The 12829-nt window shown below is 61.5% G+C and carries 9 protein-coding genes and 1 pseudogene; 8 read left to right on the top strand and 2 right to left on the bottom strand.

All coding sequences use genetic code 11. From position 1 onward, the window contains the following. Nucleotides 1-23: 23 nt before the first annotated feature. The 6 genes from LOY54_RS11075 (at nt 24) to LOY54_RS11050 (ending at nt 8901) form a co-directional block, all read left to right on the top strand. Nucleotides 24-887 carry a LysR family transcriptional regulator gene (locus LOY54_RS11075; protein ID WP_045196624.1) on the top strand — a complete coding sequence of 288 codons (864 nt, stop codon included), beginning with the start codon at nt 24-26 and terminating at the stop codon, nt 885-887. Nucleotides 888-1053: 166 nt separating this feature from the next. Next, nucleotides 1054-3084, top strand: a complete 2031-nt coding sequence (locus LOY54_RS11070) for a type VI secretion system Vgr family protein (RefSeq protein ID WP_258610399.1) — start codon at nt 1054-1056, stop codon at nt 3082-3084. Further along, nucleotides 3081-4019: a hypothetical protein gene (locus LOY54_RS11065; protein ID WP_258607089.1), complete on the top strand. Its 939-nt coding sequence runs from the start codon at nt 3081-3083 to the stop codon at nt 4017-4019. Before LOY54_RS11070 ends, LOY54_RS11065 begins: the two co-directional genes overlap by 4 nt. Further along, complete coding sequence (locus LOY54_RS11060) at nt 4016-7222, top strand: T6SS effector BTH_I2691 family protein (RefSeq protein ID WP_258610398.1); 3207 nt, start codon at nt 4016-4018, stop codon at nt 7220-7222. Before LOY54_RS11065 ends, LOY54_RS11060 begins: the two co-directional genes overlap by 4 nt. A 394-nt stretch (nt 7223-7616) precedes the next feature. Then, the gene (locus tag LOY54_RS11055) at nt 7617-8099 is read left to right on the top strand and encodes a DUF6708 domain-containing protein (RefSeq protein ID WP_309475666.1); all 483 of its coding nucleotides are present in this window, start codon (nt 7617-7619) and stop codon (nt 8097-8099) included. Between the two features lie 193 nt (nt 8100-8292). Continuing rightward, entirely contained in the window at nt 8293-8901 is a 609-nt protein-coding gene (locus tag LOY54_RS11050; RefSeq protein ID WP_408980573.1) for a DUF6708 domain-containing protein, read from the top strand. Nucleotides 8902-8935: 34 nt separating this feature from the next. Here LOY54_RS11050 and LOY54_RS11045 read toward each other — a convergent pair. Then, nucleotides 8936-10100 (bottom strand): annotated as a pseudogene (locus tag LOY54_RS11045) (HPP family protein). A gap of 324 nt (nt 10101-10424) precedes the next feature. Then, on the bottom strand, nt 10425-11348 hold the full coding sequence (locus LOY54_RS11040) for a hypothetical protein (protein ID WP_258610395.1): 924 nt from the start codon (nt 11346-11348) through the stop codon (nt 10425-10427). Nucleotides 11349-11575: 227 nt separating this feature from the next. Here LOY54_RS11040 and LOY54_RS11035 point away from each other — a divergent pair, with 227 nt between their 5' ends. Together LOY54_RS11035 and LOY54_RS11030 are read left to right on the top strand one after the other, a co-directional pair. Next, nucleotides 11576-12199, top strand: a complete 624-nt coding sequence (locus LOY54_RS11035; RefSeq protein WP_258610394.1) for a hypothetical protein — start codon at nt 11576-11578, stop codon at nt 12197-12199. Between the two features lie 94 nt (nt 12200-12293). Continuing rightward, nucleotides 12294-12818 (top strand): AAA family ATPase, encoded by a 525-nt coding sequence (locus tag LOY54_RS11030; RefSeq protein WP_258610393.1) that lies wholly within the window; start codon nt 12294-12296, stop codon nt 12816-12818. Nucleotides 12819-12829 lie beyond the last annotated feature (11 nt).

Raw genomic sequence — 12829 nt, 5'->3', positions numbered from 1 at the left:
CACCGCAAACACCAGGCTGCCCCATGGATATCGAGCTCGCCCGCACCTTTCTGGAAATCGTCCGCACCGGCAGCCTGGTGTCCGCCGCCGAGCGCCTGCACGTCACCCAGACGGCTATCACCGCGCGGGTACAAAAGCTCGAACAGCAGCTCGCCTGCCAGCTGTTCATTCGCAGCCGCAGCGGCGCCAGCCTCACCGCCGACGGCGAGGCCTTCGTGGTGTATGCCAATCAGCTGGTGCAAACCTGGGAGGCCGCGCGCCGCGACCTGCCGTTGCCCGAAGGCTGCCACCAGGTGTTGCACATCGGCGGCGAAGTCAGCCTCGGCAACCCCATGGTGCTTGGCTGGGTCAGCGCCCTGCACCGGGAAATGCCCGGCCACGCCATTCGCAGCGAAGTCAGCGATGGCGAGTCGTTGCTGCACAAGGTGGAAATGGGCGTGCTCGACGCCGTGCTGGTCTACCAGCCCACCTACGGCCCGGGCCTGCAGGTGGAGCAACTGATGGAAGAAAAGCTCATCCGCATCCGCCGCAAGGACAAACCCGAGCCTTACGTGTACATCGACTGGGGCCAGGCCTTTCGCCGCCGTCACGACGCCGCCCTGCCCGAATGCGCGCGCCCGGCGCTGAGCTTCAACCTCGGGCCGCTGGCGCTGCAGTACATCCTTGAACACGGCGGCAGCGGCTACTTCCGTACCCGCGTGGTGCAGGCCTACCTGGACAGCGGCGTATTCGAACGCGTGCCGCAAGCACCGGAGTTCACCTACCCCACCTACCTGGTGTATGCCCGCGAGCGCGACAGCGAGGCGCTGCAGCAGGCGTTCAGGGTGCTGCGCGAAGTGGTCGCCGGTGAGAGCGACTGGTCACAGCGCTGGGATCCGGTGATCTGAATCAGCGGTATCTGTCCGACACATCTGACAGACAAAGGCGAAGGACGCCGTAGGACCTCTCTTGATTGCAGCTCATCCCTTGAGGCGTGAGCTAGCACCTGCCTAGATTTCCCGGGGCTGCCCGCATGGCATCCCGTCATCTGCCGGTCTAGTCAAGAGAGCCCCCATGCCCCGCCAAAGCGACCTGCGCTTCACCTTCGAGCCCCTGCAGGGCGACGCCTTCGAAGTGGTCGAATTCCACCTCGAGGAAGGCCTGTCCCAGCCCTTTCGCCTGAGCCTGGAGCTGGCCAGCCACGACCCGGCTGTCGACTTCAACCGCGTGCTCGACCTGGCCGCGCTGTTCACCCTGTGGCGGGGCGACACCCCGGTGCGCTACGTGCACGGCCTGGTCAGCCTGTTCAGCCAGGGCGACACCGGCTTTCGCCGCACCCGCTACCGCGCCGTGCTCGAACCCAGCCTGGCGCGCGCCGGCCTGCGCTCGAACTGGCGCATGTTCCAGGGCCAGAGCGTGCCCGAGATCATCCTCGCGGTGCTCGAGGCCCAGCGCCTGAGCGAGGTCAAAACCTACCTGTGCTTCGACCATCCGCCGCGCGAGTACTGCGTCCAGGCCGGCGAAAGCGACCTCGACTTCATCGCCCGCCTGGCCGCCGAAGAAGGCCTGCTGTACAGCTTCGAGCACCGTGCCGACGGCCATACCCTGTGGCTCACCGACCGCGTCGGCGGCCTGGGCACCATCGGCACCCACGAGCACTGCCCGGTGCTCTACCAGCCGCTGGCCGGCGGCGACAGCGCCGAGCCGGCCCTGCAGCGCTTTCACTACACCGAACAGGTGCGCAGCGCGCGCCAGGTGCAGCGCGACTACACCTTCACCCACCCCTATTACAACCTGCAGCACAACGCCGTCGGCGCCAGCGACCTCGACCACCAGCACAGCGACTACGAACGCTACGACTACCCCGGCCGCTACAAGCGCGACGCCAGCGGCAAGCCCTTCACCAAAACCCGCCTGACCGCGTTGCGCAGCGACGCCCGCCTGGCCCACATGGAAGGCGATGACGCGCGTCTGCAGCCGGGCCTGGCCTTCGACCTCAACGACCACCCGCGCGAGGACTTCAACGACCGCTGGCGCACCATCGCCATCGAGCACCACGGCACGCAGCACAGCAGCCTGCTCGAAGAGGCCTTCGCCAGCGACAGCGGCACCGCCTACCGGCTCAGCGCCAGCGCCATCCGCTGGGACGCCGACTGGAAAGCGCCGCTACGGCCCAAGCCGCGCATCGACGGCCCGCAGATCGCCAGCGTGGTCGGCCCGCCCGGCGAAGAGATCTACTGCGACGAATGGGGCCGGGTCAAAGTCAGCTTCCCCTGGGACCGCGACAGCCACCAGGACGACCACAGCTCCTGCTGGATCCGCGTCGCCCAGGGCTGGGCCGGCGCCACCTGGGGCGCCATGGCCATCCCCCGGGTCGGCCAGGAACTGATCATCAGCTACCTGGACGGCGACCCCGACCAGCCCATCGCCACCGGCCGCGCCTACCGCGAAACCAACCTGCCGCCGTATCAACTGCCCAAGCACAAAACGCGCATGACCATCAAAAGCCGCAGCCACAAGGGCCAGGGCTTCAACGAGCTGCGCTTTGAGGATGAGCTGGGGCAGGAAGAGGTGTTCATCCATGCCCAGAAGGACAAGAACGTTCATATCAAACACAACAATGGGGTGTTTGTTGGCAATGATCGCAGTGAGACGGTGGGCAACGATGAAACCCTCTCCATCGGTCACAACCAGTCCCAGGACATAGGCCTGAACCGCTCGCTGAACATTGGCCAGAACCATGAGATCAGCATCGGCAATGACCGCTGGGAGCGCGTCGGCAATGACCGTTTTGACGCCACCACTGCCAACCATCGCACCGAAGTCGGCGGCCACAGCGAGCACCTCACCCACGGCCAGCATCACCTGAGCGCCGGCCAGGGCATGCAGCGCACCACCACAACCTACCAGCTGCAAGCCAGCGAGCGCCTGGTCATTCAGGGCCCTGGCGGCAGCCTGACGATCGATGCCCAGGGCATTCACCTCAATGGCCTGGCCATTACCCTACAGGGGCCGGTGCAAATGACTGCGCCGGGCAGCGCACAGCCCTTTTCCCTGCAGCTCTCGCCCGAGGCAGGGCAAACCTGTGTGGAGAAAAACCGATGACGCCGGCGCTTGTGCAGAAGTTCGTTGATGAGATCTACACGCCCGAAGCAACGCTGTACCTGCTGCTCGACCCGTTGGCTGACTGTGCCTCGGACGATCCCCTGCATATCGAGGCGCTGCGCCAGACACTGGGCGACGACGCCCTCACCCGCGTGTGGCGTCCGGACCTTGAGCACACGCCGCACGCCTGCCCGGTGCTGGTGACCCTGGCCAGCCCCGGCGCCCGGCCTTCGGAGCGTCTGCTGTCACTCTCGGCACAGCGTGTAAACGAGGACGCCACGCGCTCCCGACGCTACGTCTGCGGCTGGCTCAGCAGCAGCGTCACCACCGCTGCATTCAGTGCGCACCTGATCGCGCTCGGGCATCTGCCCATGGCACAGGGCACACAGTTCTTTCCGGTGTATGAACCGTTGCGCCTGGAATTGCTGGCCGGCACGTTGAAGCAGGCGGAACAGGGATTCTGGTGGCCGATTCAACACTGGCTGTTTCCGATGTCCAGCGGTGCCAGCAGCGTCATCAGTAGCCATCCGCACGCGAGTGTCGTACCTCGTCCACTCGCTGGCGAGGTGCAGCAGGAGGTGGTGCTGGTGTCAACCTTACTTGCCACCTGGCGACGCGCCCTCAGCCTGCCGCTGACGTTCGCGCCGGCGCGCTGGACAGGTGCAACAACACTGCCGCCCCATGCCGCTGCCAAGGCCCATTACCAGATACACCAGGCCCGTCAGTTGGGCCTGAAAAACCATCACGACATCATCACCCTGGCCATGCACTGCCTGTTGCTGGATCTGCGGCTGCATGAGCACGCCCGCGTCCGTGCACTGATCGACCAGGCGGCTCGAGGAACAGCATCGCTCAGTACCCTGCTCGCCCCTTGCAACGACAACAGCTGGCAACGGATTGTCACCGACCTGAGCCATGCAGGAGCATACCCTTGAGCCTGACTTCGCAACTCGCCATCGCCACCACCGAATGCCTGGTCAACAACGACCAATGCACAGTCTGCCAGCGTCAGGGCATGCCCATCCTGCCGCTGCGCAAGGCCGTGGTGCCGCGCCTGGCCCATGAATACCCCCTGCCTGACGACAATACCCGCATGGGTTGGCGCACCCTGCGGGCAGGTTACCTATACGTGCTGCTCGACCGCCAGGTCTGGCAGGCCTATCAGGTCACGCCCGACGGTTACCTGCGTCAGTTCAACCCCTACCAGCCTGCGGCCACCAACGAGACACCGTTGGCCGATAGCTGCATCGCGGCCGGGCATGACTGCCCAGCGGCGTTCCTGAACATCGACACGCAAAAATACACCATGGCGTGGCTGGCCTTTGCCAGCGATCCGTGGCCCGCCAGCGTCCTCGCCGCCTACAAGAGCGGGCGTTTTCCCGAGCGTTTTCTAGCGCTTGACCTGGGCACAGCACGCAACGATCCGGCCAGCGTCGGCTGGGCCATGACGGCCGAAAACCTGCAGGTGGACAACAAAGTCTACGAGTACCGACAGCAGCCCAGTCCAAGCTTTGATAGCGTGCATGGTTTTTACACTCGAGCCGGGCGCCTGACCGCGTTGCGAGGCTACCTGCGCAACGCCATCGCCCATCATGATCTGCCACACGGCGTGCTGGCCCTGGAACTGGACGACAGCATCGGCCTGGTGCAGGAACTCAACAGGATTCGCAACGGCTGGATTGGACACCGTCAACAGTGGATGAACACCCCGGACCGGGCCTATCAACAGCAGACCTCGCAACTGCTGCTGGCGATCCGCGCCATGCATCGCGACTGGGCGCAACAGCAAACGCCAGCCACCCCCGACCCGCTCACCGGCGATGGCCCACCGGTGTTTGCCGATCCCCAACGGGTGCGCGAAAGGCTGGTCAACGAGCGCGCCCTCGAGCACACCAGACGATTGGAAGAGCGTTACAACGAGCAGCAACGCGCTGAGTTCCAGCAGCGCTATGACCAGCAGTTGGCAAGCTTCCAGCGCATCATCGACGGTGCCGGCCGAGCCTACGCCGGGGCCTGCCGCACGCCGGCCTTTTTATGCTGCGAACAGCACGATTACGACGGTGCCGATTTTGCCTCGGGCCAGGCCTACAGCCAGACCATGGCGCTGTGCCTGAGTGGCGGGATCAGCGAGGCCCCGGTAACAGCCAGTGCCGGCGCCGACTCGGGGCCTACGGCGATGCTCTGGGACACCTGGCTGCGCAACCCGCAGAGCCCCGTCTACCGCGCGCTGCTGCGGCGTGACAGGCAACTGCTGGCCGAGCTGCTGCCGAGCTTCAAGGCCAGCACCGATACCGACTGGAACGACAGCGAAAAACTCTACGCTGCACTGAGCAAGATACTGGCCAGCGACGAGTCGATGCAGTTGCTGCGCACGTCTGTGCAAGACGCCATGGCCCAACTGCTGGGCGCCCTCAATGCCGCCAGCGCACGCCTGCAGCCTGCGCTCGGGCCAGGTGTCGAGCGAGCTGTTTCCCGGCTAAACAGCGCCATTCAACTGCTGCACAACGGCATTCACCTGACCGAGCTCAAGGTGCAGATGAAGCTCAGCGAGTACTACGCCCTGCAGTGTGAACACCTGCGTGAACTGCAACGCAAGGCAGCCGATACCAGCGACCGCGCCATCAACAACCTCAAAGACAAATTGGGAGAAGTGGACCACGAAGCCCGCCAGGTTCGCACAGCGGTCCGCCCGATCATCCTCAACGGGCTGCTGAGCATGGCGGTACTGGACCCCAGGATTGCAGCGCTGACGGTGACCATTAGCATCTGGGTAAACGCCAAGGCAAGCGAGATTGCGCAACTACAGGCCTCGCTGATGCGCACTGCCAACCTCGGTGCAGAACAACTGGGCAAAGGCGCCCACGCCGCCCTTGGCAGCATCGCCGCGGGCATCGGTACCCTCGACCCCCACGCGCGAAAACTGCTCCAGGGTCTGCAAATTCCTGCGCACCAAACCGCCACCTGGGTACGTACGGGCTTCAGCGGTTTGCGTGGCGCGGCTGGCAGCGGCGAGCTTCTGCTGGCATTGGGTGGCCTTTACCTGCTTGGCGATGCGATGAAAAAGAATCTTGAGGAAGTCGACCGGGTGATTGGCGAGAAGTCCATGGAAGCCAGGTTGGCGCTGTATGGAAGCAGCCTGGGGGTGCTGGGGGGTGGGATCGAGATGGTAGGGATTGCGTTGGGGAAAGGAGCGGAGCAGGTAAGTAAACTCAGCGCACATTCTGGTAGCGGGACAGCGGCAACCAAAGCGACGGGATACACCGGCTCCATTCTTGCGAGGTCTGGCGCGGTTATTGGTTCGGTATCAGGATTTTACGACGCCGCACAAGCAGGAATCGCAGTCGCCCGAACTCGGCGCAACGGCGATAGTAAAGCCACTACTGGACATGCATTCTCAATGGTTCTTTCGAGCCTCGGTGCTGGCTTAGGTACCTATACTGCAGCCTCGGGTGCAGCGGCACTATGGGGCCCACTTGGAATTGCGGTGGCGTTGGCATTGCTAGCGTACGGGGTTCATAAATGGGCAGAAGGGGAAGAGTCGAGCCCAATTCAGCAATGGGCGAAACGTAGCTACTTCGGCTACGGTAACGAAACGCCACCCATTCATTGGAACTCCCCTGACAATGCCCATACCGCGATAACTGAACTCAATGCAGTTATTTTAGGTATTGACACCGGCTTAAACTTCAAGCGACGCATCACGGGAATGACCCCTCACAACTTGGACGGTCCATTGTCCAGCGCTGGCTCACCAATTGAAGAGCAACGTTTAGACTACCGAATCACCCTACCTTACTACGACCCAGCCAAATCAGCCTATAAATGGAAGCTTATAGTCTACCGACATAGCGGATCGCAAAGCGATGAGATTTTAGCACAAAGCCACTATCGCCTTCAAACATCTCATAACCTTTCCCAAGGGCCAAACATTAATACCGAAATTTTAAAGCCAACCAACCAAGCCGACAATATCGAACTAATCGACAATCAGGCGAATTCACTAAAAACATTCCAAGATTCAATTTTGCTGGACATCACGATAAGCGATATCAAATACGCCACTCTATCATTAAGCTACTGGCCGAACACGGACGACATAAACGCTTACGCAGAAATAACGACAAGCAGCAGTCCTTAACAAAACAACTTAACCACAACCTTAATTTCACCCCCATGCCAACCACCATTCAATTCCATTAAAACCTCTGGAACTACTCTATGAAATATAGTGCACCCTTTCTCGACAACCCCGCTCCAGGGCGCAAGTACGACCTGCCACGTCCGAACCAGCCACCAACGATGGAGCCTTCCCCTCTATTGCTGGCGAATTCGCCAAATCACGTAAATGACATATATCTGGAACTTGCCAGCTCCGCGGCGTGGATTCGTGGAATCGGGCTTTGGTGTGCAGCGTGTATGGCTGCAACAACAATTGCACAGGCTTATTTTTTTGTCCTTATCAGCTTTAGTGCCCCCACCGCCCTACCTCCAATTTTATATATATCAGAACTAGGAATTACGCTCATTGGATTGTGGCTAGTCGCTTATATCTGGAGAATGGACACCGAAGCCCCCGAGACGAACCTATTCGGTTCAACCGCCTCCGTCGCAAAGTCTATGTATACCGTTTTTTCCATAATGGTCTTCTTCCTTTTAGCCGAGTTGCCTGGGGGGTACTCCCGGTAGCATACGATTGGGATGACCTCCACGCAGAAGCCTGTAGAGGCTATGTTCCTGGAACAGCCAGAGTAGAGAACATAACAATTAGTGTTCTTAAGCCAGGTACAAACGAGGTATTAGATCGCTTCCCGTTTTCCTGTGACATTCTACAAGGCGAAATGTACTGGGCCATGGCCCAACTATTCATGCAGCAAGGTCCGCAGGCATTACCCCACTTCCCTCGCCCGCCCCGCGACTGGAACAACGAAAAGGTCACCTTCAATCTCGCCCGACGCCTGGCGCCCAAGGTGAAGTGGCCAGAAGACATGGACCTTGAGTCAAGGTCGGCGCCGTGAGACTTCCTAAATCGCCATTACTGAACAAGCCTGCACCTCACTGGAAGTATGACCTTCCCGCACCTAACGACTTGCCTACAGAAGTACCGCCCCCTGGGTGCTGCCAAATCCCCCAAACCATGTTGACGATACATACTTGGAACTCTCTCGATCGACCTTCAGGGTACGCGGCATTTGCGTATGGATTGCGATAATGTTCTTTACAACCTCTACAGCCTACCTAAGCTTTATTACTATAGTTACGCTCAAACACGCACCTCTTCACAACATTCAACTACTTCTAATTGAGCCATTGATAGTTACAATAGGTTATTGGGGAGGACTATATTACTGGCGAATGGAAGTAGAAGCCCCTCGAGACGAGCCAATCCGCTTCAACCGTCTCCGCCGCAAAGTCTACGTCTACCGCTTCTTTCATGACGGACGCCGACCGTTCAGCCGCAGCGCCTGGGGGGTACGGGTTGAAGCTTACAACTGGGACGATTTGCGCGCTGAGGCCTGTAGCGTGTACGGCCCCATGGGCACTGGCGGCTTCATCGAAACAGTCACCCTCGCCGTGGTCAGCCCCGGCACCAACAAGGTCATCGATCGCTTTCATTTCGCCCACGGCATCCAGCAGGGTGAAATGTACTGGGCCCTGGCTCAGTTGTTCATGCAGCAGGGACCGCAGGCGCTCCCTGCCTTCACTCGCCCACCCCAGGACTGGAACAACGAAAAGGTCACCTTCAATCTCGCTCGCCGCCTCGCGCCCAAGGTGAAGTGGCCTGAAGACATGGACCTGGAATCGAGGACAGCGCCTTGAAGCCAACGGCAGGCCCCCGCTGATACGCGACGCACTATCCGAGCGCGCGGTCCTTGCCGAGCAACCCAACCTCACTCAACAACTGCCGCTTGAGCCCGGCAATCAGATCGGTCTGGGTAATCACCCCCACCAGCGCTTCGCCGTCCAATACCGGCAAGCAATGCAGCCCCTGCTCGCTGAGCAACGGAATCAGCGCCACCGCCGGCTCGTCGCTGCACACGGTAATCACCGGCCGGCTCATGATCTGTTCCAGCAGCACCTTGGGCCGGCGCCCGAGCAATGCGCGCCAGCTGAACCGCCCCTGGGCCATGGCCGGGCCGATCAGGTCGGTGAGGCTGACTATCCCCACCAGGCGCCGGGCGTCATCGAGTACCGGCAAGGTGTGCAGATGGTGGCTCGACAGCAACTGCCAGGCCTGTTGCAAGGTGGTTTGCGGGGTCGCCAGTTGCACGTCCCGGGACATCACCGAGGCGGCGGTAATGCCGCCCAGGCTGCGTTTGAGCGCGTGTTGCTCGGTGGCCATGATGATGCGTTCGAGTTCGTCGCGGGTGACGTCGACGAACTCGCCGAGCTCTTCCAGCGCCTGGTCGAGGTCTTCACCACTGACGCCGACCCGTTCACCTGGCAGCACGTCGGCGGTGTGGTGCAGGTCTTTGCGCGCTGCGGCGGTCTTCGGGTAGCGCACGCCGGTCAGGCGGTTGTAGATCACCGCCACGGCCACCAGCACCAGGGCATTGAGCATGATCGGTTCGAACACCTGGTCGCCCATCGCCGCCAGCGACGAGTCGGCCAGCACCACGCTCACCGCCACGCCGCCACCCGGCGGGTGCAGGCAGCGCAGCAGGCACATGAGCAAAATCGCCACGCCCAGGGCCAACGCCGCGACCCACAAGGCCGAACCAAAGCAGTGATGCAGCACCAGGCCCACCGCGGTGGCGCTGGCATAGCTGCCAACAAACGGCCAGGGCTGCGCCAGCGCCCCGGAGTGCACGGCAAACAGCAGCACCGCCGAGGCCGCCAGCGGCCCGAGCAGGTGCAGCGCCACTGTCGGGCCAAAGGCCAGGCTGCAGGCCAGTCCTGCGAGAAACAGACCGAGCAGTGCGCCAACGCCTGCGCGTAGCCATTCTTTTGGGGGGATGTTCAGAGGGGCCGGCAGCAGCCGGTTGAAGCCGTTGTTCAGAGCGCGCAGAGACATGGATAGATCGGGCACCTGGGCAGTAAAAAAAGCCCGGCCAAATTGGCTGGGCTGAGTATTGCGAGGGGGCAATACCAATGGGCTCCGTCCGTGGAGATGGAATTTTTGGGTGTTGCGTGGGCGGGGATTTTGCCGGGGTTGGGCTGGCGGGTGGTAATTCAAAAAACTGAGGGGTGAGTGCAGTTTTTTTGAGGGATGGCACGAGTCGGCGGCAAGGCCGCCGACTTCGCCAGGCAATCAATGCATGAACAGGGCGATCAGGATGATCACCGGAATCGGTACACCCAGCATGAACAACAGTAGTGAACGCATGGTAGTTCTCCTCGGTTCAACGGACTTGGGCACTGACGTAGTCATCGACCAGCACCACGGCATCGCGACGACGGCCGCCGTAAGTGGCGGCGAGGCTGGCGAAGAACGCCCCGCACAGCAAGGCAATGAACATCCACAATGCCGACAGCGCAGCCGCCTTGCTGGCGGCATCAGCCGCTTCACGGGCAGCCTTTTTGGCGTCGTCCACTGCCTGGCGCGCCTGGGCGAAGACCTGGTCGACTCGCTGCTCGGCCTGGGCCGGCGCAAGGTTGGTGCGCTGGCTGACCAGTTGCGCCAGGTACTGGCGGTCTTCGCCGCTCAGTTGCCCGCCGTTGCTCAACGCGCGCGCCATGATCCGGGTCACCGCTACTTGTGCAGCATCTTCGTTGACCGCCACCGTGCCATCGCCACGGAACAGGGTATCGACGAAATAACCATAGGGGTCGCTACCCTGGGAACCGCTGGCAGCCGCCGCTGCCGCAGTAACGCCACCTGCAGCACCGGCGGCGACCTGAGCCCCCGCCTGCACGCCGCCAGCGACGATACTGCTGACCGAACCGACCACCAGCGTTGCCGTGACCAGCGTGGCAACGGCCCAGGCCAGAAAGCCGTGGGCGGTATCGCGAAAGTACACCTCATCGCCATGCACGCTCGCCCATTTGACCCGCAGACGGCCCGCCAGGTACCCCCCCAGGCCAGAGGCGATGATCTGCGTCAGCGCCAGCCAGACAATCGTCGAGATACCCAGGCCCTTGGCGCTCATGCCGTCGCCAACCCACGGCGAAACTGCCGAGAAGCCCAGCCCGATACCGAGCAAAACCAGTATCAACGACAACGCCGCGGCGCCCGCCGCGCCGGCAAATATAGCCGCCCATGACACGCCGGAGCGGCTTTGCGCTTCGACGATGGAGGTGGAGTGGGTTTCTGATGTTGTAATCATTGTTGTAGAGCTCCCGTGAGGAACATCGAATGTTCACTACAACGGGTGCACGCCCTGTGCCAAACCGGTTGAAAGGGCAATGGCTATAAATTCAATAGGTTGCAGCACGTTGCGAACATGCCCATCATGCAAAGTGCATGATCAGGCCAGCGCCAGCGGGTGTTCTGCACACCAGGGTAATCGCCAGGGGCCGGTCTTGTCCGCAATTTTTCGACCCAGAGCCCGCGATGACTAATGAAGCGTTGATAATCGATTTGTTTGAAGCCGCTGACGCCTTGGCCAATGGCGACAACAGGGCAATGCAGCGCCTGCTTGCACCGATCAAGAACCGCGAATCCTATAACGGCACTCCTGTTCTGTTCTATGTGGCTGAAAACATTCAGGCGCTGGAATTTCTTGCGGCCAATGGCGTTGATTTTCTACAAAAAAACAGCCTTGGCGGCAATAACCTGCTGCACCGGGTGTCATTGGACAGTGAAGACCCTGTGTTCGAATGGGTGCTGGCCTGGTACAGCAGCAACAACAGTGTCGATGCAGCGAGCGACGATGGCTTCACCGTACTCTCGACGCTGCTCAAGTTCGGTCGGGCGGACCGCGCCAAGCGCTTGATCGAGTGTGGTGCAAGCCTTTCATCGGTCGCCAACAACGGCCTCACCCCGGCCCGGCAAACGGTCATTTGCATGGAGCAAGAGCACGATGCGCTTGAGGGTCTGGCGCTACTCCTGTCCCACGGATTGACCCTCGGCACTGCAGAGTTGGCCTATCTGGCGCACATGGCGCGCGCTATCAACCGGCACCGGCTTGCCCAGTGGATTGAAGACGATCTGATTCCCGCTGCGCCGGTCAATTAGTCTGCCGATAGCTGCAAAACCCCTACCGGTACGCTTTCACTGCCTCGACAAAACCTGCACAATCGCCGGCTTTTTTCCGACAAGGCAGTCCCTCATGCAACGGATCGTAATTCTGGGCAACGCCGGCAGCGGCAAGTCCACCCTCGCCCGCGCCCTGGGCAAGCAACTGGGCCTGCCGGTGGTGCACCTGGACAGGTTGTTCTGGGAGCCCGGCTGGGTCGAGCCGGATGCCGAGCAGTTCCGCTCGCGCGTGCGCGAGGCAGTGTCGCAGGACGCCTGGGTGTGTGAAGGCAACTATGCGCGGCGCACCTTCGACCTGCGCCTGCCGCAGGCTGACCTGGTGATCTGGCTGGATACGCCGCGCCTGACCTGCTTGATGCGGGTGATCAAGCGCAGCGTGCTGAACCGCCCGCGCCCTGACCTCGCCGACGGCTGCAGCGAAAAGCTGGACCGGGCGTTTCTGACCTTCCTGAAATTCGTCTGGACCTTCGATCGCGGTTATCGCCCGGGGATTGAAAGGGTACGTGAAGCCATCGGGCCGCAGGTACCGGTGGTGCATTTGTGCGGTAGCCGGCAAATTGCGGCGTTTGTCGAAGGCTTCAATCACGTTCCAGCCTGATCTCCTATGCT

Origin of the sequence: Pseudomonas sp. B21-032 (assembly GCF_024748965.1) — a bacterium.
Taxonomy (GTDB): Bacteria; Pseudomonadota; Gammaproteobacteria; order Pseudomonadales; family Pseudomonadaceae; genus Aquipseudomonas.
This window is presented reverse-complemented; position numbering and strand designations above follow the sequence as displayed.

Excerpts from the sequence above, each read along its gene's own strand:
- LOY54_RS11075 (WP_045196624.1), top strand. The coding sequence starts at position 24 with ATGGATATCGAGCTCGCCCGCACCTTTCTGGAAATCGTCCGCACCGGC.
- LOY54_RS11070 (WP_258610399.1), top strand. The coding sequence starts at position 1,054 with ATGCCCCGCCAAAGCGACCTGCGCTTCACCTTCGAGCCCCTGCAGGGC.
- LOY54_RS11065 (WP_258607089.1), top strand. The coding sequence starts at position 3,081 with ATGACGCCGGCGCTTGTGCAGAAGTTCGTTGATGAGATCTACACGCCC.
- LOY54_RS11050 (WP_408980573.1), top strand. The coding sequence starts at position 8,293 with ATGTTCTTTACAACCTCTACAGCCTACCTAAGCTTTATTACTATAGTT.
- LOY54_RS11040 (WP_258610395.1), bottom strand. The coding sequence starts at position 11,348 with ATGATTACAACATCAGAAACCCACTCCACCTCCATCGTCGAAGCGCAA.
- LOY54_RS11035 (WP_258610394.1), top strand. The coding sequence starts at position 11,576 with ATGACTAATGAAGCGTTGATAATCGATTTGTTTGAAGCCGCTGACGCC.
- LOY54_RS11030 (WP_258610393.1), top strand. The coding sequence starts at position 12,294 with ATGCAACGGATCGTAATTCTGGGCAACGCCGGCAGCGGCAAGTCCACC.